Source organism: Aequorivita aquimaris, from assembly GCF_001573155.1.
Taxonomy (GTDB): Bacteria; Bacteroidota; Bacteroidia; order Flavobacteriales; family Flavobacteriaceae; genus Aequorivita; species Aequorivita aquimaris.
On the sequence record NZ_JRWG01000006.1, the window covers coordinates 184,296 to 206,758 of the forward strand.

21 protein-coding genes and 1 pseudogene are annotated in these 22,463 nt (G+C 41.2%); 6 read left to right on the forward strand and 16 right to left on the reverse strand.

Features of this window, described 5'->3' with window-relative positions:
* Positions 1–200: 200 nt before the first annotated feature.
* The 4 genes from LS48_RS11030 to ppk1 all read left to right on the forward strand — a co-directional run bounded on the left by LS48_RS11030 (position 201) and on the right by ppk1 (position 4,410).
* Positions 201–1,001 carry a hypothetical protein gene (locus tag LS48_RS11030; protein WP_062622575.1) on the forward strand — a complete coding sequence of 267 codons (801 nt, stop codon included), beginning with the start codon at positions 201–203 and terminating at the stop codon, positions 999–1,001.
* 2 nt (positions 1,002–1,003) lie between these two features.
* On the forward strand, positions 1,004–1,618 hold the full coding sequence (locus LS48_RS11035; RefSeq protein ID WP_062622576.1) for a deoxynucleoside kinase: 615 nt from the start codon (positions 1,004–1,006) through the stop codon (positions 1,616–1,618).
* Between the two features lie 94 nt (positions 1,619–1,712).
* Complete coding sequence (locus tag LS48_RS11040; RefSeq protein ID WP_062622577.1) at positions 1,713–2,237, forward strand: lipocalin family protein; 525 nt, start codon at positions 1,713–1,715, stop codon at positions 2,235–2,237.
* 133 nt (positions 2,238–2,370) lie between these two features.
* The gene (ppk1, locus tag LS48_RS11045; RefSeq protein ID WP_062622578.1) at positions 2,371–4,410 is read left to right on the forward strand and encodes a polyphosphate kinase 1; all 2,040 of its coding nucleotides are present in this window, start codon (positions 2,371–2,373) and stop codon (positions 4,408–4,410) included.
* Here ppk1 and LS48_RS11050 read toward each other — a convergent pair.
* The 5 genes from LS48_RS11050 to LS48_RS11070 form a co-directional block, all read right to left on the reverse strand.
* A complete protein-coding gene (locus tag LS48_RS11050; protein WP_062622579.1) occupies positions 4,400–5,401 on the reverse strand; it encodes an App1 family protein phosphatidate phosphatase in 1,002 nt (333 codons plus the stop codon). The genes ppk1 and LS48_RS11050 overlap by 11 nt on opposite strands.
* Positions 5,402–5,407: 6 nt before the next feature.
* Positions 5,408–6,673 (reverse strand): MgtC/SapB family protein, encoded by a 1,266-nt coding sequence (locus LS48_RS11055; RefSeq protein ID WP_062622580.1) that lies wholly within the window; start codon positions 6,671–6,673, stop codon positions 5,408–5,410.
* 157 nt (positions 6,674–6,830) lie between these two features.
* Complete coding sequence (locus LS48_RS11060) at positions 6,831–9,323, reverse strand: sodium-translocating pyrophosphatase (RefSeq protein ID WP_062622581.1); 2,493 nt, start codon at positions 9,321–9,323, stop codon at positions 6,831–6,833.
* Between the two features lie 93 nt (positions 9,324–9,416).
* Complete coding sequence (locus tag LS48_RS11065) at positions 9,417–9,929, reverse strand: inorganic diphosphatase (RefSeq protein WP_062622582.1); 513 nt, start codon at positions 9,927–9,929, stop codon at positions 9,417–9,419.
* Positions 9,930–9,989: 60 nt separating this feature from the next.
* Positions 9,990–11,390: an MATE family efflux transporter gene (locus LS48_RS11070; RefSeq protein WP_062622583.1), complete on the reverse strand. Its 1,401-nt coding sequence runs from the start codon at positions 11,388–11,390 to the stop codon at positions 9,990–9,992.
* Positions 11,391–11,843: 453 nt separating this feature from the next.
* Here LS48_RS11070 and LS48_RS11075 point away from each other — a divergent pair, with 453 nt between their 5' ends.
* Together LS48_RS11075 and LS48_RS14925 are read left to right on the forward strand one after the other, a co-directional pair.
* Complete coding sequence (locus tag LS48_RS11075; RefSeq protein ID WP_076692458.1) at positions 11,844–12,794, forward strand: DUF4382 domain-containing protein; 951 nt, start codon at positions 11,844–11,846, stop codon at positions 12,792–12,794.
* A gap of 219 nt (positions 12,795–13,013) precedes the next feature.
* Positions 13,014–13,217, forward strand: a complete 204-nt coding sequence (locus LS48_RS14925; RefSeq protein ID WP_204376470.1) for a Kazal-type serine protease inhibitor domain-containing protein — start codon at positions 13,014–13,016, stop codon at positions 13,215–13,217.
* Positions 13,218–13,304: 87 nt separating this feature from the next.
* On the opposite strand, the gene LS48_RS11080 is transcribed toward LS48_RS14925, so the two are convergent.
* The 11 genes and pseudogenes from LS48_RS11080 to LS48_RS15345 form a co-directional block, all read right to left on the reverse strand.
* Positions 13,305–14,081: a DUF1206 domain-containing protein gene (locus tag LS48_RS11080; protein ID WP_062622585.1), complete on the reverse strand. Its 777-nt coding sequence runs from the start codon at positions 14,079–14,081 to the stop codon at positions 13,305–13,307.
* A gap of 125 nt (positions 14,082–14,206) precedes the next feature.
* Positions 14,207–16,054: a tetratricopeptide repeat protein gene (locus LS48_RS11085; RefSeq protein ID WP_062622586.1), complete on the reverse strand. Its 1,848-nt coding sequence runs from the start codon at positions 16,052–16,054 to the stop codon at positions 14,207–14,209.
* Positions 16,055–16,223: 169 nt separating this feature from the next.
* The gene (gene ligD / locus LS48_RS15700) at positions 16,224–16,691 is read right to left on the reverse strand and encodes a non-homologous end-joining DNA ligase LigD (RefSeq protein WP_369038063.1); all 468 of its coding nucleotides are present in this window, start codon (positions 16,689–16,691) and stop codon (positions 16,224–16,226) included.
* Positions 16,603–16,833: pseudogene (locus LS48_RS11095) on the reverse strand (Ku protein); the annotation flags it as partial. The pseudogene LS48_RS11095 and the gene ligD, both read right to left, overlap by 89 nt.
* A gap of 150 nt (positions 16,834–16,983) precedes the next feature.
* Positions 16,984–18,372, reverse strand: a complete 1,389-nt coding sequence (locus LS48_RS11105) for an NAD(P)(+) transhydrogenase (Re/Si-specific) subunit beta (RefSeq protein WP_062622590.1) — start codon at positions 18,370–18,372, stop codon at positions 16,984–16,986.
* A 131-nt stretch (positions 18,373–18,503) separates the two neighbouring features.
* Entirely contained in the window at positions 18,504–18,800 is a 297-nt protein-coding gene (locus LS48_RS11110) for an NAD(P) transhydrogenase subunit alpha part 2 (protein ID WP_045079123.1), read from the reverse strand.
* 3 nt (positions 18,801–18,803) lie between these two features.
* The gene (locus LS48_RS11115) at positions 18,804–19,937 is read right to left on the reverse strand and encodes an NAD(P) transhydrogenase subunit alpha (RefSeq protein WP_062622591.1); all 1,134 of its coding nucleotides are present in this window, start codon (positions 19,935–19,937) and stop codon (positions 18,804–18,806) included.
* Between the two features lie 31 nt (positions 19,938–19,968).
* The gene (locus tag LS48_RS11120) at positions 19,969–20,349 is read right to left on the reverse strand and encodes a hypothetical protein (RefSeq protein WP_062622592.1); all 381 of its coding nucleotides are present in this window, start codon (positions 20,347–20,349) and stop codon (positions 19,969–19,971) included.
* Between the two features lie 25 nt (positions 20,350–20,374).
* Complete coding sequence (locus tag LS48_RS11125; RefSeq protein ID WP_317038840.1) at positions 20,375–20,776, reverse strand: GreA/GreB family elongation factor; 402 nt, start codon at positions 20,774–20,776, stop codon at positions 20,375–20,377.
* A 105-nt stretch (positions 20,777–20,881) separates the two neighbouring features.
* Positions 20,882–22,177 (reverse strand): Glu/Leu/Phe/Val family dehydrogenase, encoded by a 1,296-nt coding sequence (locus LS48_RS11130; protein WP_062622594.1) that lies wholly within the window; start codon positions 22,175–22,177, stop codon positions 20,882–20,884.
* Between the two features lie 14 nt (positions 22,178–22,191).
* Positions 22,192–22,365: a hypothetical protein gene (locus LS48_RS15345; RefSeq protein ID WP_157881733.1), complete on the reverse strand. Its 174-nt coding sequence runs from the start codon at positions 22,363–22,365 to the stop codon at positions 22,192–22,194.
* Positions 22,366–22,463: the final 98 nt, after the last annotated feature.

The following is a 22,463-nucleotide window of genomic DNA, read 5'->3' on the forward strand; positions in this document are numbered from 1 at the left end:
AGTTTAATTTGTTTGAACAAATTTCTGTCCACTACCACTAAGACGAACCAAGTTATAATCTGTTACATTATTTTTCGTTTAAATAAAACCTTCATTTTGTAACTTGCCAACTTTATGAAATGCCGATTAACAAATTGTAAACGAAATGAATATCTATGTCGCGGCATTCCTTCTTCCTATTTCTCAAATATCTTACACAGATGAAACAGCTTTTCCTCTTTTTATTGCTCGTTTGCCACCTTGGCATTGCCCAAAGCGTTACGCTTGAGGGTAAAGTTCCATTTGCTGCCGATAAGTTTATTGGTTTTGACAACTACAAAAATGCCTACTTTATAAAAGACCGGGTATTGAAAAAACAAGGCCCAGATGGTAACTTTCTTTTTAATGATTTACAGTTAGGGCGGATAACATCGATTGACATAATCAATCCACTGAAAGTGATTGCCTTTTTCCAGGACACAAACACGGTGGTAATGCTGGACAACAAACTGAACGAGATAGAACGCATCAACTTTAACAACCTACCGCAATTTTTGAACGTAAGTACCGCCACAAACGCCGGCGGCAACAGCTTATGGCTCTTTAATGTGGACACGCAACAGTTGGAAATGTATAATTACGGCTCAAAACTGCAAACAGTAGTATCGCAACCATTTCCGGGGAAATTGCTCTCGCAGGCCAGTAATTTTAATTACTGCTTTACACTGACTGAAAAAAAACTGCGCGCCTTCAATATCTACGGAAGTATTCTGAACGAAGTACCTTCTGAAGACTATGAAAAAATTGTTCAACAAAATGAAAATTTGGTCGCTTTAAAGGAAAACGCACTTTATTACCTTCCAGATTTTGCTAGACGCAACGAAACAGTAAATCACACAACCGTGATGCTGAAATTACCCGAAATAACAATTAAGGACTTGCAGCTTACCAATGATTTCCTGTATATTTATGACGGCGAAAATTTGCACACTTTTAAACTAACCATCCCAACTAAAGAATAACTATGCACGTTGCAATTGCAGGAAACATAGGTTCCGGAAAAACCACCCTTACCCGTTTATTGGCAAAACATTACAAATGGCAGGCCCATTATGAAGATGTGGAAGACAACCCGTATTTGGATGACTTTTACAATCAAATGGAACGTTGGTCCTTCAACCTTCAAATCTACTTTTTGAACAGCCGATTTCGCCAGATTCTCGAAATTCGCGAAAAGGGAAAGAACGTAATCCAGGACAGGACCATTTACGAAGATGCCTACATTTTTGCGCCAAACCTGCACGCAATGGGCTTGATGACCAACCGCGATTTTGAAAACTACCGCTCGCTTTTTGATCTTATGGAGAGCGTTACAAAAGGTCCTGATTTATTGATTTATTTGCGAAGCAGTATTCCGAATTTGGTAAATCAAATCCACAAACGCGGTCGCGATTATGAAAACTCTATTAGTATTGATTATTTAAGTCGTTTGAACGAGCGTTACGAAGCGTGGATTCATAATTATGACAAAGGAAACCTCATTATTTTTGACGTGGACAACATAAATTTTGTGGACGATCCGGAGCATTTAGGTCAGGTAATCAATAAGATAGACGCGGAACTTCACGGGCTGTTTTAAGCAATTTTAAAAAAACAAAAAACTCTTTTTTTACGTTTGATAAAAGTTATATATTGCGCGCTTTAACTTTTTATTAACACGTAAAATATTACCTATGAAAATTTTTAAATTAATCCTTTTTACAGCATTTATTTCATTATCCATTTCTTGTTCCAAAGATGATGATAATCCTGCACTTGAAAATAATGGCAATATTGTTGGCGTATGGAAAGGAACAACAGTAGATTATTCTGGAGCAACAGAAACTTCTGGACAAGGTCAAAATATTTCGGCTACTTTTAATGGAGAAGGCTATGATGTAGACTACACGCTTACTTTTACTGAAAATCCCAACAAAGTAGTTTCTGACGGCAGTTATAGTATTGAACTGACAACAACTGCTAATGGTCAGTCAACTACCCAAAACATTGAGAATTTAGAATTTCTTTCAAGTGGCGAGTGGAGCATGAATGGAAACACGCTCAATGTAACAGTTGATAATGAAACTGATGAAATAACAATTGTACAATTAACTGATGATACTATGGTATTAAAAGGTCAAGAAGTTCAAACGATGTCTCAAGGTGGATTTACTGTAACTTCTACCACAAATATCATTTTGACTTTTACAAAACAGTAAATTCTTTCGGCTAAAGCTTTCAACCCCTTTTCAAATGAAAAGGGGTTATTTTTTTTAGAAATTTTAATATTTAAACCTTAACGTTTCCCTTACAGTATTCTATCTGTAAAACCATTATTTTGCCATTTATACTATGGCATCACTCTACAATAATAAATTTTACCACCGCGACCTTTCGTGGCTTCGCTTTAATCACCGTGTTTTACAAGAAGCGGCAGACGTGCGCAATCCACTTTATGAGCGCATCAAGTTTTTGGCAATTTTTTCATCAAATCTCGATGAATTTTTTCGCGTTCGGGTTTCCGATATTCGGCAGATAAAAAACATTGAAAAACCGCTTCGGAAAAAGCTGATTACCAAACCAAACAAGGTTTTAAAGGAAATCAAAAAACAGGTCGATATCCAGCAAAATGAATTCGGAAAAATTTTCAATGAAGAAATAATTCCGCAGTTGGCTTCGGAAGGAATACATTTGATACGCCACGAGAATTTTACGGAAGAACAGCGGGAAATCGCGACCAAATATTATGAGGAAAGCCTAAAGCAGATTACCGAAATAAGCTGCAATCCCTGCACCGAGCAACATTCGGTATTCGTAAAAAACGAAAGGCTTTACTTGGCCGCCCAAACCGCGGAAGATGAATTTTTAATGGTGGAAATTCCGGAGACGGAGCCACGTTTCTTTGTATTTCCTTCGGAAGATGATAAAGAGTTTTATATCACTTTTATTGATGATATTCTAAAATACAATCTTCAAAAGGAATTTTCAGAAAAAAGGGATACGGCCTTTCATTCCCTTAAAATTTCGCGCGATGCCGAACTGTATATCGAGGATGAATTCTCCGGCAATTTGATGGAAAAGATAAAAGCCGCCCTTCCCAATCGCGATACGGGGCAGGCCACACGGGTTTTAATAGACCCCGAAATGCCAGAGGATTTCAGGGAAATTCTGAAAAAGGCACTGGACGTAACCCATACCGATGTTGTCCTGGGCGGACGCTATCATAATTTTAAGGATTTTATGCAGTTCCCCAACCCCACGCAGAAAAAGCTGTCCAATGAAAAGCTGCCGCCACTTCCCCATCCGGTATTGGAAAATTGTAATTCGATTTTCGAGGTTATCGACAAAAAAGACCAATTGCTGCACTATCCTTACCAAAGTTTTAAACCTGTAATCAAACTGATGCAGGAAGCGGCAAATGATCCACAGGTCAAAACCATAAAAATCACAATTTACCGCGCGGCAGACGAATCTGATTTGAACGATGCCATTGCCCTAGCCGCCAAAAACGGAAAGGACGTAACGGTTTTTATTGAGGTGAAAGCCCGTTTTGACGAACAAAACAATTTAAAATGGGGCGCCATTTTCAGAAAAAATGGGGCGCGGGTCATTTACAGTTATCCCGATATTAAGGTGCATTCCAAAATACTTTATATTGAAAGGGAAGTTGAAGAAAAAATGAAGCGCTATGCCTACATTGCCACGGGCAATTTCAACGAAAATACGGCCACCCTTTATACAGATTTTGGATTGATGACCGCCCACAAAAAAATAACCAAAGACCTTAAGAAAGTATTTATGGTCTTAGAGCGCGATATGATTGTTCCCAAAACGAAACAATTATTGGTGTCGCCATTTACCACCCGCGAGCGTTTTACGGCTTTGGTGGAACGGGAAATCGCCCTTGCCAATGAAGGCAAAAAGGGTTTGATTATTCTAAAAATGAACAGCCTGCAGGACGAGAACATGATAAAGGAACTTTACAAAGCCAGCAATGCAGGGGTTGAAGTACGGTTATTGATTCGCGGAATGTGCTCCCTTGTTCCCGGAATAGAAGGCCAGAGTGAAAATATTTCCATTACCAGTATAGTTGACCTCTTTTTGGAGCACGGAAGAATTTATATTTTCGGAAATGATGGCGACGAGCAACTTTTTATAGGCTCGGCAGACTGGATGACGCGCAACTTGACCCACCGCATTGAAGTGGTAACGCCCATTTTGGATGAAGACCATAAAAAAACCATTCGCGACATTATCAATATAGAGTTGAACGACAATGTAAAAGCCCGAATTATCGATGCCGAACAAAAGAATGAATACGTAAAAAATTCGGCAAAGAAAGTACAGTCGCAACTTGCGATTTATGAATATTTCAAAAATCTTACTGAATAAAACCCATCTCTCGGGCGTGTGCCACTGCGGCTTTACTGTTTTCGACCAAAAGTACGGGCACGGTCTCATAATCCTTAAAGAGTCCTTTCACCCGTATCATTTTCCTTTTGTGGTTTACGTTTCGCAAATAGAGGGCCAGAATACGTTCGGGATGCGCCTCGGCAATTTCGATGTAAATATCGGGGTCGTGCTCACCGCTGTCGCCAATTAAGATAAATGGCAACTTCGGATAGGTTTTCATAATATTCAAAATCTCTTTCTGTTTTTGCGGCTTTTCGCCCCTTGGCGGTTTTTTGCCGAATGGATTTATGAAATCGCGAAGCAGAATGGGGCCTTTCGGAAAGTTGTTCTTTTGAAGGAATACTTCCAAATAACGGTACAGATTCCAAGGGCTGTGGCTTACGTAAAAAACTGGATTGCAGTCGCTGCCTGACTTCCCATCGTGCAATTGATGATAAAAACCTGCTGCGCCTTCCAAGGGAATACGCTTTTCAGCTCTTTTGAAAAAGGTGTTTTTAATTACTGCCCATTTAAAAAAAGACGTCAGTCCCGTGTGGAGAATGGTATCGTCAATATCGCTGACTACGCCAAACTTTGCTTCTTCCGAAGGGATTAATATTTCCCCTTTAAAATTATTATTCTGTTGAATTTCCCTTCCCTTAATTTCTGTTGCGAAAGAAATGGAGTATTCAAGCCAACCTTCGGCATCCGTCAGGGAAAGCAGGTTTTCTATTGTAATATCGATTAAAAAATAGCCTTGGGAATCTGATACTGTTTCCAGCGTTCTTCCATCTGCAAGTTTAAGAATGAGCTTGGCATTCTTAACCTTATCGGTTTCAAAACGTTTCCAACTGTTCCAAAGCAGATTGAGAAAACCTGTTTTGGAAAGGTCGATACCTTCATCCTGTATTGTCCTGCCTTTTATATATAGATGGTTGGCAGTGCCGTAACTGTGAAAGGTAACAATTTGAACCGGGTCTTTTTTGAACATACGCAATTATAGATGCCAGCCTTCGGGCCAAAGCCACATTACCAATAATCCAAACGCGATGGTTATGCCGAAAGAAATACCAATCCACTTGGCTAATTGATGCGTGCCAAGAACGGCTGCCATAATTCCTTTAAAGAGTAGATTGGAAAGCGTAGCCAATAAAATAAGCCGCCATCCAGTGGAAGTATTAAGGCCACCACCTTTCATAAGTTGTGAAAGGGAAAGTGTAATGGCATCCACATCGGTAAGCCCGCTGATAATTGCGACTACATACAGTGCCTCGTTTCCAAATTCCTGTTTGGTAAAGGCTACTGCCAATAAAATTCCGCCGTAAAGCAAGCCGAATATCAACGCACTTTTAAATTGCGCCGGATTTTTGGGTTCGGGCATTTCTTCGCCTCCTCCATTTTTACTGATTATGTAGAATAAACCTATGCATAGCAGTGCCATAAGTACAAAGACCGTTATAAGCGGTAATACTATTTCTGGCAATTTTTCTGGAATTACCACGCCCACCTCAACCAAAACCCTTATCAAGGCAACGGCAGAGGCTGCGGTAATAACAAATGCCGCCATTTTATTAATTGATTCAGCATCTTTCGTCTTTCGTGCGTAGCTAACGGTGGTAGCGGTACTACTAATGAGACCGCCCAAAATTCCATTGGAAATGATCCCTACCTTCTTACCCACAAATTTATAGATGAAATAACCCACAACGCTTATGCCTACAATCAAGGTTACCATAAGCCAAATATTGCGTGGGTTTAGCACATCCAGCGGACCATAGGTTTTATCGGGCAACAGCGGAAGGATTACCAAGGAAATTCCCACAAAAGTCATGATGGCGGCAAGATCCTTTTCCTTTAGATTTTCGATAAAATTATGTAGGTGCTCTTTTACATAGAGCAGAATGGCCATAGAACTTCCTACAATCACGGCCACCATCCTATCGCCCATAACCAAATAAGCTCCTACCGCAAACATAAGTAGGGCGGCAACTTCCGTGGTCTGGCCTATATCGGTATCATTTAATTTTTTGAGTTTTATCACATTGGCGGTTACCAAAAGTGCGGTTATACATAGGCCCAAAACAGGAAGAATAAAGGGATTGTCAAAATCGCGGGCCAAAAATGCAGAAACAACCCCCATTATCGAGATAAGGGTAAAGGTGCGTACACCCGCCATTTCGTGGTCGCTTTTCTGTCTTTGGAGCCCTACAAGCATTCCCAACCCAAAGGCAATAGCCAAAGTAACAATGTCGTGATAATTCATAGCAGCACCAAGATAGTAAATTCTAAAATATCTACGCTAAGTTGGGTGAATTTGTTAATTGGGGATAAAGGATTGGTATTTTGGAAAAATAAAAAACCTACAAAGTTTTGAAAACTTTGTAGGTTAATATAGCGAATTTGGAATTTGGAATTTCCCTTTATTCCTTATCCTTTATTTTTATTTTTACCCCGTCCACATCCTTCAACTGAGCGCGAACTTCTTCTTCGGTGCCTGTAAAGGTTTTGGTTTCGGTAGTTTCAACACCTTCAACGGTTCTTATGATCGTTACGTTTGCAGTTACTTGATCATTGTTTTCGTTTTTCAACATTTCAACAACAGTTTCAGTTTTGTTTTTTAGGTTTTCCCCTCCTTCAATAGTGCTAGTTTCCCCATTTTCAAGGTATTCCACTTGCTTCTCGGTAAGGATGGTTTTGTTGCCCTCGGCATCAATAAAGTAAACTTCTTCCGAAGAGGTTTCAGTAGCCATTGCCACATCGCCGTGGTTTCCAAGGATTGGAGCGATAACCAACCCGACCAAGCAGGTAAGTTTAATCAAAATGTTCATTGAAGGGCCCGAAGTATCCTTAAATGGATCACCCACGGTATCACCCGTTACAGCAGCTTTGTGCGCATCACTTCCTTTATAGGTCATTTCACCATTAATCATTACACCGGCTTCAAAAGACTTTTTAGCGTTGTCCCAAGCACCGCCCGCGTTATTTTGGAAAATAGCCCACATAACACCGCTCACACAAACCCCGGCCATATAGCCACCAAGCGGCTCGGCACCAAATACAAGACCGATAATAACAGGAGTGATAATAGTAAGTAAGCCTGGAAGGAGCATTTCCTTCAAAGCAGCTTTTGTAGAAATATCCACACATTTTGCGTATTCCGGAGTTCCGGTACCTTCCATTATACCAGGAATTTCACGGAACTGGCGACGTACCTCCTGTACCATTTCCATAGCGGCCTTTCCAACAGATTTCATTGCCATTGCAGAGAATACCACCGGAATCATCCCACCCACGAACAACATTGCAAGCACATCAGCACGGAAAATATTGATACCGTCAATACCTGTAAAGGTTACATAAGCTGCAAACAGAGCCAAAGCTGTCAAGGCAGCAGAAGCGATTGCGAAACCTTTCCCAACGGCAGCCGTAGTGTTTCCAACGGAATCCAAAACATCGGTACGCTCACGCACCTGTGGATCCAGTTCGCTCATTTCAGCAACACCACCTGCATTATCGGCGATAGGACCGAAAGCATCAATAGCAAGCTGCATAGCTGTAGTAGCCATCATTGCTGAAGCGGCCAAAGCAACTCCGTAAAAACCAGCAAGTTCGTACGATCCGTAAATAGCAGCCGCAAAAAGAATCACGGAAGCAAAGGTAGATTTCATACCTACGGCAAGACCTGCAATAATATTGGTAGCGGCGCCGGTGGAAGAATTTTTCACAATATCAAGAACCGGCTTTTTACCAAGACTTGTATAATAAGCGGTTACGAAGGAAATAAGCGCCCCTACGGCAAGACCGATACAGGCCGCCCAGAAAACGTTTATTGAAGGGATGGTTTTATAGCCTTCGCCGAAAAATTTCATATTCATAGTGTCCGGAAGCATCCAGTCTATCAAGAACCAACTGGCGATAAGCGTTAGGATGATCGCTGCCCAGTTTCCGGTATCCAAAGCCTTTTGAACTTGGGCTTCTTTTGCGTCATTATTCTTGATTTTTACAAAGAAGGTTCCAATAATAGAAGCAAGAATACCCACACCTGCAATTACCACAGGCAAGAGGATAGGCCCCATATTGTTGAAATTATCGGTAAATGGAATGTCAAGGGACATATCGCGGATTACGTAATTACCCAATACCATTGCGGCAAGTACGGTAGCTACGTAACTTCCGAAAAGGTCAGCACCCATTCCCGCTACGTCACCTACGTTATCACCCACGTTATCGGCTATGGTTGCAGGGTTACGAGGATCATCCTCAGGAATACCCGCTTCCACTTTACCTACAAGGTCAGCACCTACGTCGGCAGCTTTTGTATAGATACCACCACCCACACGGGCAAAAAGTGCAATACTCTCCGCACCTAGGGAGAAACCTGCAAGGGCTTCAAGTACGATGGTCATTTCATCATAAAAATTCAAAGGATCGGTTCCAATAAATTGGCCAATGAAGAACAGGAAGAACAAGCTCAATCCTAATACTGCAAGGCCTGCAACGCCAAGACCCATAACGGTACCGCCGCCAAAGGAAACTTTAAGTGCCTGCGGAAGGCTGGTTTTGGCAGCTTCGGCAGTACGGGCATTGGCATCGGTGGCAATACGCATCCCGATATTTCCGGCCAATGCTGAAAAGATTGCCCCACAGATAAAGGCGGGCACAATCATCCAACTGGTGGACGGAACCATTTGTGAAACCACAAACAAAAGTACTGCGGCAATAACGGCAAAAACTACCAACAAACGGTATTCTGCATTTAGGAACGCCAAGGCGCCCTCTTTGATACTTTTTGAAATAAACTGCATGCGATCGCTACCTGCGGGCTGCTTTTTTACCCAGCTCATTTTAACGAGCATAAACAAAAGGCCCAATACGGCAAGAGCAATAGGAATAAATATAATGTTCTGTTCCATTATTTAATTAATTTAGATTGGTTTCAAATTTGCGACTGCAAAAATAGGGAAATGGTTTGGGATACGAAACAGTAAATTTCATCCCTAATTATATTAAATACTGAAATGTCCTTGAACCTCGGGAGTTTCTTTATAACGTTTTACGCATTGGTTGTAAATTTCGATAGCCTCACTGGCATCTCCCCAGCCGTCCACGTCAACTTTTTTCTTTTCAAGATCTTTATATACCTGAAAGAAATGTTCTATTTCGCGAACTAAATGTGGATTCATATCAGAAAGGTCATTCAAGCTGCTCCATATAGGATCGGAAACGGGAACGCAGATTACCTTTTCATCTGGGCCCTTTTCATCGGCCATGTGAAACACACCGATAGGCTTCACCTCCATTACGCACATGGGGAAGGTGGGTTCGCCACCCAATACCAATACATCTAGCGGGTCGCCGTCCAACGCCAAGGTTTCTGGTATAAAACCATAATCGGCAGGGTACATCATACTACTGAAAAGCATACGGTCAAAACGAATTTTCTTCAGCTCAAAATCGTATTCGTATTTGTTGCGGCTTCCTTTGGGAATTTCTATCAGTACGTCAAATGTCTTTTTCATTATTTTGAATTATTTAAAGGATGCAAAAATAATCCATTAAGCCGATAAAGCCTTATAAAACTAAACCTTTATCATTTTCCACTTTCCTTTTTTAAACCAAACAATTGCTATAACTGCAATTAAGGATTCTGCCAAAGCAATTGCAACAAACACCCCAATGGGACCCCAATCCAAAACCAGGGAAGTAAAATATGCAAACGGTAGCTGAAACACCCAAAAACAGAAAAAGTTTATAATGGTCGGGGTTTTGGTATCGCCCGCACCATTAAAAGCCATAGTTACCGTCATTCCATAGGCAAAAAGAAAATATGCTATAGTTACAATTTGCAAACTAAGCGCTCCATATTTTAAAACTTCGGGATCCACACTGAACCAGCCAATAATGCTTTTAGCAAACAAAAGGTATATTACAGAAACAGCAACCATAAAAAAGGCGTTGTATTTGGCGGTTTTCCAGACGGAAGTTTTAGCGCGTTCAGGTTGGTTGGCACCTAAATTTTGCCCAACCAATGTGGCCGCCGCATTGCTCAACCCCCAAGCAGGCATCATTGTGAACATAATAACCCTAATTGCAATAGTATAGCCTGCCAGCACTTCGCTGCCAAATTCACTAATAATGCGCATTAAGAAAATCCAACTGCTAGTGCCAATAATAAACTGGCCAATTCCGCCAAGGGAAACACGAATTAAGTTGATCATCACCCCTATGTTTACCACAAAATTCTTTAATGCCAGCCTGATGCGAGTACTTCCATAGAATAAAATATAAAGTTGGAAAAGCACTGCAGTTCCACGACCAATTGTTGTTGCAATTGCAGCACCCGCAACTCCATATTCCGGAATTGGGCCCCATCCAAAAATGAAAATTGGATCTAGTACGATATTGATGCCGTTAGAGAGAATGAGCGTCCACATTGCCATGGAGGCGTTACCGGCACCCCTATAAACAGCATTGATAAGAAACAATAATACAATAGTGAAATTTCCACCTATAAGGATTTGTGTATAGCGATACCCTTCATCAATTAAGGATTGCTCTCCCCCCATCAATCCTAAAATTTCTTTCGGGAAAAGAATTCCTATCACACTAACTATTGAAGAAACCAATATTCCCAAAAAAATAACTTGCACCGTCACTCGCTTGGCGCCTTCAGGGTCTTTTTCGCCTATTCGCCTTGCAACAATAGCCGTGGCAGCCATGCTTAAACCAACCGCCAAGGCATATACAAGGGTGATTACAGATTCGGTTAATCCAATTGTAGCCACAGCATTTGTGCTTACTTGGGACACATAAAAAATGTCTACCAAAGCAAAAATGGATTCCATGCTCATTTCCAAAATCATGGGCACGGCTAGTAAGAAAATGGCTTTCTTGATACTGGCTTGGGTAAGGTCAATCTCCTTGCCCGCTATGGCCTCCTTTAAAAGAATGAAAAATGATTTTAGCGAGTGCGCTGCCATTTATTGTAAACTTTGTCGTAAATGTATGGAGAAAAATTTGTGAGTGAATGGGCAATCTGGACATTTTAAAAGTATAAGCGACTATTAAAAAGCCAGAATATTTTTTTAAAGCAGATGATTTAAACCCTCGAAAAACCCTCTTCAATTACAAACCATTGTTAAAATCAGACAAGCGCTGAGTGTTAATTAAACGTTATTGCTTTTGCCTAAAAAGCAATTGTAATACTATCTAATCATACCCCAATAATCTTTTGTTCCTCAAAAGGTTTGGGGTGTTTTTTTAGAGACATATCTGCTAAAATCGTAGTGCCCCGCCCATTTCCCAAAAAACGTTAACGTACGTTAATACTTACAATAATTGCGGAGATACTACGCTAATATTGCGGTGTGGCAATGCGTGTCATCCATAACAAACAAACCTAAAATAGCATTAACAATAACAAAAAACAATCTATGAAAACAAATGTGATTTACAAATCGATGCTTGCGCTTTTACTAATTGTAGGCTTTGCCTCATGTAGTGAAGACGATGCTAATGAAACAGATCAATTGGCGTATAATGCCCAAGTCTATATTACCGATGGTCCAATAGACAACGCTGAAGTAGAAGGGGTTTTCGTTACTATTGCCGATGTGAAGCTAAACGGTACTAGCTTAGATGGCTTTACAAAAACCACCGTGAACCTGCACGCCCTACAAAATGGCAACACCCAATTGTTGGGAGACATTGACCTGGCCGCAAACACCTACAACCAAGTAACCTTGGTGTTGGACACAGAAAGCGACGCCTCGGGCAATGCTCCCGCTAACTACGTACTTACTACTGGCAACAATAAGGTTGAGCTAACCGCAGAAAACAGCACCATTAATGTGAACAATAGTTATGATATTGAAGCCTCATCTTCCAACCAAATAATAATTGACTTTGATTTACGTAAGTCTATCGTAGCAGATGCTGGTAACTCAGGCTATAATTTTGCTGGTCAAGCCCAATTGGAAAACAGCATTAGGGTAGTAAACGTATTGGATGCGGGTACCATTAACGGAACAGCTACTAACAACACCGGAAACAACGAGATAAAAACAGTTGCATACGCATATACCAAAGGCAGCTATAGCGAAAGCGAAGAAAACGAGAACGCAGCCGGCGTACGTTTTGCCAATGCAGTAACAAGTAGTATGGCCACAGGTGGCAGTAACGAGTTTAGCTTGCATTACCTAACGGAAGGAACCTATGAAATTCACTTTGCGTCTTACGAAGATACCAATAGCGACGGCGAATACGAGTTTACCGGAATGATTGAGGCAGAGGGCGATTTGGGCCTAGACCTTATGGAAGTTATGGTTTCGGCAAACACCGAAGTAACCATCCAAGTGATTTTACTTACCATTCTTGGACTGTAAAACCACATTTCATAAAATAGTTAAAACCTCCCAATGGGAGGTTTTTTTATACCTAAAGTTAGAATACCACTTTCATGAACTCCCAAACTGGAATAGCGAGAAGACGTTCATAATAGTAGAAAAAATTTAAGACGCACCCTTTATATAGTAGCTAACTTTCGCTTACCTTAGCTTTCCTAAAACCACCTATTTATGAAATACTTCAACCAAAAATTAATTTTGGCAGCAATACCTGTCAGTTTATGTATAGCAGCTTGTGGCGTAACCCGATCCGGAGCTTGCATAGACCCTGCAAAGATAAGTGATGGCCCCTGCACCATGGAATACAATCCAGTATGTGGTTGCGATGGCAAGACTTATAGTAACCCCTGTGCCGCAGATCGTGCTGGGATTATTTCTTGGACACAAGGAAAGTGTGAGTAGGAATTCTGCTGCAATTTTATAAGTAATTGGGTCATGCACACTCTATTTTTATAAGTTGGAAAATTCCAAGTTTTATAAAAAACCAGATCATTCCTTTTCAAAACTCCGATACCGCGTTAGCAATACAAAAAATGCTCCGTATGAAATAAATCCAACAGCGGTAATAGCCATCAATATTCTCCCAAAGGTGGATTGATCCAAGAATTTAAAAGCATCCTGAATTCCCTTTATATCGTGATTGCCTGTATAAATTGCGGCCCTGAAAAAGAAGTAGGCAATAATGGCCACCACAAAGGCACGGGCGTAAAACCCGAACTGCCCCACTGTCCTTATAATGGCCGCACCTTTCCTTCCTTCCAGATTAAACTGATCCAACAACCCGCCCTTAATAACTCCAACGGTAAGTACAATCCCCTGCATGGTCAAAACAATACCAATGCCGATAAAAACGTAGCTTAAGGTTGTAGGTCCCAAAAAATCCAGATAGCGCGAGTTTGAGCTTTCCTCCATGGGATAGGAAAAAAGATGATAAAAACATAGAAAAGCCACAACTACATAGACTAAGCCCGTGGTAAAAAGACCAAAGCGCCGTAATTTCGCCTTGTAATCCGAACCAATATTTTCAGGATCTTTAAAAGCTTGAAGAAACATCCAGAAAGAATAGCAAAGAAGACCTACGCCAAGGAGCAGCAATAATACCTGCCCAAAAGGTTGTTTTTTCAGGAACAATAGCGCCTGATTGGTGCCCGAACTATCGCCTCCCATGTTCAAAGCTGCCATAAGAGAGAGCACTCCTATTACCACATAGATAATGCCCTTGGACACAAAACCAATAACAGCAGCAGTTTTATACGATTTTTTCAAATTTGAAATGTGTTTATTGACAAACGCCCGCCAAGCTACAACTAGCGCTGATATTATTGATGGGAAAAGTTTTGGTGTCTCTTCAACCTAAGTAGTACATTTACTTTGTAAGGCATAGCCTGACATTACTCCAAATGATCTATCAATTTTTCAAACCCTAGGATATCATCACCCATACCTATTTTCCTACGTAGTGTAGTCTTTTTAACTTCTACCTGATCGGTACTGATGCCCATAAGCGCTGCGATTTCTTTTTCAGATAGCTGCAATTTCAACATACAGCAAAAGGCCACATCGTTTTCAGACAGGTTGGGAAACATCTCTGCTAGCTGAAGGGCAAAGACAGGATGCACCTCTATAAATTTCCCCTTAAAATATTTCCAATAATTATTTTGGCCCAAAAGATTTTTTAACTTTTCTGCCAGAACGGTGGAACTTTCTAGATTGTCTCTATTTTCAATAAGCTCTATAATCTGGTTCTGTAGGTTGGACATTTCCATACTCACTTGCACCAATTCCTTTTCCTTGTTTTCCAAAACCCTCTCGCGTTCAAGGCGCAGCTCTCCCTCAAGGGTATTTTTCTCTTCCAACACCTTCTTTGAATTTTCCAAGCTTGCTACCAGTTCCTGTTGCAATTTCAGTTTGTTTCTATTGGTCCTATAGAGAACCAAGCCGATGGCTAGGAGGAGTATAAAACTAAGAAAGCCCAAGAGTAGGATATTATCCTTTTTATTATTATTCTCAATCAAAAGTTCATTGTTTTTCTTTAGCACGAGATTTCGTTCGCGTTGCAAATCATTTTGATAGGCTTCCTGCAGCTCCAAGGATTTGGCATGGTTTAAGGCAGTATTGAGGGAGTCTTTTAAAAAATCCAAACGCTCAAAAGCTTGCAATGATTTTTCCACCATTCCGTTTTGTCCATAGGTGAATACAGCCTGTTTTAGAAAGTCGATTTCGTTGTCGGCATTCATTTTCATTCTCGTGCTGTTTGTTGAGGCTTTTACCCTTTCAATTACCTTTTGAGCCTTAGAATACTGTTTTTTACTATTCAAAAAATCAAGATAACGAACACTCGTTTCCAAAGAGCGAGGCGAACTTATTTGGTACATGCCATCATAAGCGCGTTGGAATGCTTCTTGCGCCTGCTGTGATTTGCCCATAGCTACATATACTTGGGCAAGATTGCTCACGGCTATCCACATATACTCCTTTTGATTCATTTCCTTAAAGGCATTTTCCGCCTCTTTTAGGGCTTCTTCCGCCTCTTTATAATTTTCTTCCAACTGAAGTAGGCAATCGGCGTAACTCAATAAAGTAACATAATAGTTGGTTCCTTTTTCCTTTGCGAAGACCGGCAAAATTTCTTCATAAATATCCCTGGCAAAAGTAAAGTTACTATTGTTGTAATATAGGTTCGCAAGTTTCTGCCTTACGATGCTCAATTCGCGTTCGCTGCCCGATTTCTTTAAAATAGCGATGGCTTTTTTGAGATATTCCAGCGCCTTCTCGCTGTTCTTCATATAATTATAATTGGAGGCCATTTCGCCATAGGCCCTCCCCACTCCTTCCTGATTACCTGCTTTTTTAAACTGTTCAATGGCATTTTCACTAGCTTGCAATGATTCCTGATATTGCGACCCTATACGATAGTTTATGGCTAGATTAAGATACATTTTGGCATGCTGCAAAGGATAATCTTCAGTATAGTCAAGCGCCTTTTCCATATAAAATTCCGCCGAATCGGGCACCGCAAGTTTATTGTACTGTATGCCTATAGTGCTGTACGATTTTCCGATTATGGTATCATGCAGTTCTGAAGAAAACTTTAAGAGTTGAAATAAATAAAACTTGGTAGAATCTGGATTACGCACATGGCTTTCTATCTTTTTGTTGAGCCTGTCTATTTCCGGATTTTGGGCTTGGAGGTCAGTAAATATGCAAAGGAAGAGAAATAGGTAGATAGAATTTTTCATAAGCAAGTTTGGGGCGATAAATATAATTGAAATAACTATGATGTAGACAAGGAAGTTAAAAGGAAGATTTGCAACATTCAAAATTCGAAGCTCGAGGTAGGAGATTAGAGAATGAGGATTAGAAATTAAGTTTTAAGGAATTACTTTTTTGTGATGCCTTTCCCTTTGCTTAGGCTTCCAGATTATCAATTGCCTTAGCTATATCTACCCCCTTACCCAAAACCGGAGAAAACCAATCGCCCATTTCCGTAAGGCGCTGGGGCATGGATTTTATGGTAAAATCCAAGATGGCAAGGCCGGACTTTACTTCCTTCCAAGATAGTGGAGCAGAAACAGGCGCGCCTTTTTTGGGCCTTACGCAATAGGGAGCCGCCAAGGTTTGGCCCCTGCGGTTTTGTAAGTAATCCAAGTAAATCTTGCCTTTCCGATTCTTTACTGCACGCTCCATACTGGTGAGCTTTGGCAATTTTTCGTGGATAAAATAGCACAGCAGTTTGGTAAAATCTCGCGCCTCATTGTAGCTGTAATTACCGCCTAATGGAATGTAAATCTTCCTTATCCAGCACAATATAACTGTCGCCTTTCTTAAACCCTTTAACGATATCCTTCCATTCCACTTCCTTGCCTGTTTCCTCATTTACGCGTTTGTAGTGGATGCGTGCATTGTCATGAACGTCGAGCATGTCCAGATCGAGTTTTCTGTCTTCCGATGCGCTGTACATTTTTATGGGAATTGACACTAGGCCAAAGCTTATTAAACCATTCCAAATTGATCTCATAATCATAGCATTTTCATTAAAAATAATGCTAATGCGGGAAAGGCAATCGGGGTTTCACGATATTTTAACGGTGGCAGAAATAAGAAACGCGATTATACGCCGTATGAAATGTAGAGGATATTTAAGGAAGTTATACCTGCTAACTATAGCTTAAATCAGTTTTAATTGATTCACGATCTCCTGCAAAGAAGACTTCGCATCGCCAAAAAGAATACTGCAATTATCCAGTGCGAAAAGGTCATTTTGAACGCCTGCATAGCCTTTGCCCATACTTCGTTTCATTACTATAACCTGCTTGCTTTCGTACACACGAATGATGGGCATCCCATAAACGGGGCTGTCGGGGTTGTTTTCGGCTGCTGGGTTTACTACATCGTTGGCACCAATTACCAAAACAGCATCGTACTGTTCCATGTTTTCATTGCCTTCATCCATTTCCTTTAGATGGGAATATTCCACATTGGCCTCTGCAAGCAGCACGTTCATATGTCCTGGCATACGGCCAGCGACGGGATGGATTATGTAATCTACCCCCACGTGACGCTTTTCTAATAATTGTTGCAATTGACCACAAATATGTTGCGCTTGTGCAACCGCAAGTCCGTAACCGGGAACGATGGCCACCTTCTGCGCAAACGAAAGTGATAAGGCCGTTTCCGAAATGCTTATTTCCTTAATCTCCTGCGCTTCTTCAACGGCACCATTTTTACTCTTTTTAAACGTTCCTGCAAGTACTTTTAACAGGGAACGGTTCATCGCCTTACACATTAAAATAGTGAGCAGAATACCAGCGGCACCTACAAAAATACCACCCGCTATCATTGCCTTGTTTCCATAAACGAAACCGGCGAAAGCGGTAGCTATACCTGTGATACTATTTAAAAGAGAAATTACTACCGGCATATCGGCACCCCCAATCGGAAGAACGAAGAGCACGCCATAAACCATGGCTATGGCTGCCAGTACATACATAAAAGCGGTAAACCCGATAGGAATGATTCCGAAAAAATAAAGCACAGGCAACAATACCATCAAACCCAAAAGTATCCTTGCGGAAAGGATGACGGTTTTACTGCGTCTGTCTTTTACTTTACCGGCCAATTTTCGCTCTGCTATAATACTTCCCGTTAAGGCTACTGCCCCCGTTATCAAACCGGCTATAAGTAGGATTTTATTGCCCAGAATGGTAGTGAAGGGATCCATTTGGTTGGCCTCTACCAAGCCAAGAAGCATTGCACAGCCGCCGCCGGTGGCATTGAATAACGAGACCAGTTGGGGCATGCCAGTCATTTCAACCTTGTCTGAGAGCCTTTTGCCGATAACCGTTCCTACGGCGATTGCCAAGAGCATAATTATTAAATTGGTATAGGGAACGGTTGCCGTTACCGCAGCCATAAAAGTGAGGACCACGGCGAGGACCATGCCCAAGGCGGCTATTAGGTTTCCCGTTTTCGCATTTTTTGGGGAACTCATAAATTTCAAACCTCCCAGAAAGGACAGGGTGGCAATTAAATAACCTACTTCTATGATTGCGTACATGGTTTAATTATGAAGTTTTGTTTTTATTGGAAAATAGAACGACTTTAAAAAAAGACCAAAACATAAGCGATTTTTTAAATTGAGGTTGCTTATGTTTTGTGTCTTTCAGTATTGAGTCAATAATTGAGGAATTATTTTTTAGGACTAAACATTTTCAACATACGTCCGGTAACGAAAAATCCGCCAGAAATGTTAAGGGTGCCGAGAAAAACCGCGATTCCCCCCAAAGTGAGGTTGAGGTAATCGTCCGCCGGCACCCGTAGCATCACGATAATGGCTCCTACCAAAATAACCCCACTAATGGCATTGGCGCCGCTCATTAGAGGCGTATGCAAAATAGCGGGCACATTGGCGATTACTTCTATGCCGATAAAGACACAAAAAATGACAAAATAAATTTCCTGGATGTGTTGATTTATGAAATCCATAATTTATGCTGGTTGTAGTTGTTTGGTGAAATGTGGGTGCGTCCATTGGCCTTCCTTCATAATTTGGGAAGCGGTGAGCAATGGATCATCTGGTTGGTCTTCTGCCTTTTGTTTGTACTTTATAAATGAGAAATAGTTATTGGAAAGCAATTTTGAAGCAGCCGCGGGTATTTCTGCGGAAAGGCTTGAGTGACCCAGAATAGTAACTTCGTTGTGATTGATAATTTCCTTGTTTTTTGAAAGCTCGCAGTTTCCGCCCTGTTCTGCCGCCAGGTCAATGATCACGCTGCCGGGCTGCATTGCTTCCACAGATCGTGTTTCAATGAGCAAGGGTGCTTTTCTCCCCGGAATATTGGCAGTACTGATTACGATATTTGCCGTTAGAATGTGATTGTGTATCAATTCTTTCTGCTTTTTTTGATATTCCTCACTTTGCTCTACCGCATACCCTCCTGCATTTGCAGACTCGGTATAGCCTTCTACTTCAATAAAGGTGGCACCAAGGCTGCGGACTTCCTCTCCGGCAGATTTGCGCACGTCAAAGGCCTCAACAACTGCACCTAATCGACGGGCCGTTGCAATGGCTTGCAGTCCTGCAACGCCTGCACCGAGCACTAAAATCTTGACCGGGGTAAGTGTTCCCGCGGCGGTTGTAAACATTGGGAAAACACCATTATACACTTCCGCTGCTTTTATCACCGCCCTGTATCCCGCAAGGGAGGCCATGGACGAAAGCACATCCATAGACTGCGCAAGAGTAGTTCTTGGAAGCAAATCCAAACTGTAAACCGTGGCTGAATTTTTTTGATAAATAGCGAGTTTGGAATCATGAAAGAGGGGGTTGAAAATACCAATGAAGCAACAACCCCCCTTCATTTCCACTTCGCTAAAAGTATGGTTTATGGATACGATGGTATCCGAATTTTTAAAAATTGACTCGCGAGATTTACTGATAGCTCCCGCCTGTAAATATTCAGCATCGTCAATTTGTAGCGAACTGCCCAGCCCCGGCTCAAAAAGGATATTGAGCTTCAACTCCCCGGTAAGTCTTTTTACTTCCTTGGGCAACAAACAAACCCGCGGATCGTTTGGGGTTTTTAGGATTCCTATAGTATTGGGCTGCAGCTGTTCGCTCATAAGTTCTTATTGAAATTTTTATTTTTCCTTTTTATTTGCTTAGCATACCGAAGTATTCTTCCTTTACTTCCCGGTAACTTTTTAAATGGGCCAAATATGTTTTTCTAAACTTTTCATGCTCGGTTACATAAAACATGTCGCAATCCACATCTTCGCATTCCGCGGCCTTTGGCAAGCCCTCTTTGTATTTTAGGAAAGCGTCAATGGTAGCTACGTTTTTCTCTTTTTCACGAGCCAGTTTTTCTATTACGTTCTTGGATTCAAACACCTTTAAAAGTTCCGAATTCCCAAGGTTCAACAGGTTGACAATCTCCTTTTCGATATAGTTGAGATGTTCTATCCAGTTGTCCAACTCTATGGAATTATTCTTAAATGCTATTGCTTCGGGGGAATCGTGATCGTAAATCTGCATGACTTATATAAATATTTTTAAATTTCTATGAAAGAACGTCTATATCGATGGGTCTTTCAGCCTGCTTAACACTTGTAATTTTTAGTTCTTTGGTACCATTTGGAAAATTCCAAATAACGGAATCGCCCTCGGCATAACCCATTACGGCTGAACCCATTGGGGCCAAAATAGAAATCTTGTTCGCCGCGATATTTCGTTCGGTGGGGATGACCAATTGAAATTCGGTTTGCCAGGTTCCTGATTCAACTGTAACAACACTGTTAAAGCGAATTACATCTGCAGGCATTTCTTCGTGGTCGTAAATAATGGCACTTGTAAGCTCCCCGCTTAATTTTTTAAGGGAAACCTTGGTGTTTTCATCTTTATAATAACCTGTAACGTTGAGTAGGCGTTTTAAAAAAACATACTCTTTTTTTTCTAATATCAAATTTCCATATTTCATGGTTTCTATTTCTGTATTATTAAAGATGGAACATCATTGTCATTTAAGACAATTGAGGAGCGATGTTCCATCTTTATGGATTCAAATTAATTATGGGAAAATCCCTCTAAGCACATAGGCTTTTTCAATTCTTTCGATAGCGATTGCAAAAGCTGCGGTACGCATATCGATTTCTTTCTCTTCGGAATAGGCCGAAACTTTCTTAAAGGTTGACCGAAGTTTTTTCTCCAGTTTTTCCAAAATCTCGTCCATCTGCCAAAGCTCTCCGTTACGGTTTTGAAGCCATTCAAAATAACTTCCTATTACGCCACCGGAGTTGCACATAATATCTGGAATGATGGTGATGCCACGCTCCAACAATATTTTTTCGCCTTCCACATCTGTCGGGCCATTGGCGCCTTCAGCAATCAAAGTAGCTTTTATGGAATGTGCGTTTTCTTTGGTAATCTGGTTGCCCAAAGCTGCTGGAATACAGATGTCGCAATCCAAGCCGAAAAATTCCTTGCCGTCCAAGGCGTCTGCTTCTGGGAAACCTACGATGCTGCCGTTATTGGCTTTTCCATAATTGAAAAGATCCTCAACTGTAATCCCTTCTTTGTTTTGAAGGCTTCCGTAGGCATCCTGGACACCTACCATTTTTGCACCTTCTTTTTCCAAGAAATGTGAAGCCCAATAGCCTACGTTTCCAAAACCTTGAACGATAAAGGTTTTACCTTTTAGACTCTCATTGTTCTTTTCTGCCCAAAATTTAATGGTCAAAAATACACCGTAACCAGTGGCACGATCACGGCCTTCCAAACCACCACTGCCAACAGGTTTTCCTGTAACTACGTGTTGGTTTTTGGAACGTTCACTAGTGCTTTTTGTACTCATATAGGTGTCTGCAATCCACGCCATGGTCTGGTCGTTGGTATTTACGTCTGGCGCAGGAATATCGTGCTCCGGGCCAATATTCTCGCCCAGCGCATAGGTGAATCTTCGCGTAATGCGCTCCAATTCTCCTTTTGAATATTTTGAAGGGTCGATCTGGATTCCTCCTTTTGCGCCTCCGTAAGGTAATCCTGCCAAAGATGTTTTCCAGGTCATCCACATGGCCAAGGCACGTGCGGCGTCAATATCAACCGTTGGGTGGTAACGAAGGCCTCCTTTGTATGGGCCAAGTGCGTTGTTATGCTGCACACGGTAGCCAGTGAATATCTCCACATTACCATTGTCCATACGAACCGGGAAGTGAATGATGATTTCAGTGTTTGTGATGCTAAGAATTTTGCGAACGTTTGGGTTCAGATCAATTTTGTCTGCAGCGCTGTTGAATTGCTCCAACACGTTGTCCAACATTCCTCTTTTTACAGGTTGCGGTTTTTCCAAGGTTTGTGTATTTGTCATTTTAATAATTGTTTTTAAATAGTTGCCATTTCTGGCTCTCTTTGGGTTATTGTCAGTAAAGGCTCGGGAGCACGGTGTTGCAGTTCGTCAAACTCACTACAGGAAAACACCGCTGAATGATTGTGCGTTAGCACGCAATAAGCTGCGTGCGCACATTCAAGGCAAAGGTTTGTAGGGTTATTAGTCATAATCATTAATTGTTTGACATTCCTATTGGCAAGGTGTGTGCCATTGGCACAAAAAATATTCAATAAAAACGCTAAATTACTGTATTACAAATAGTTAT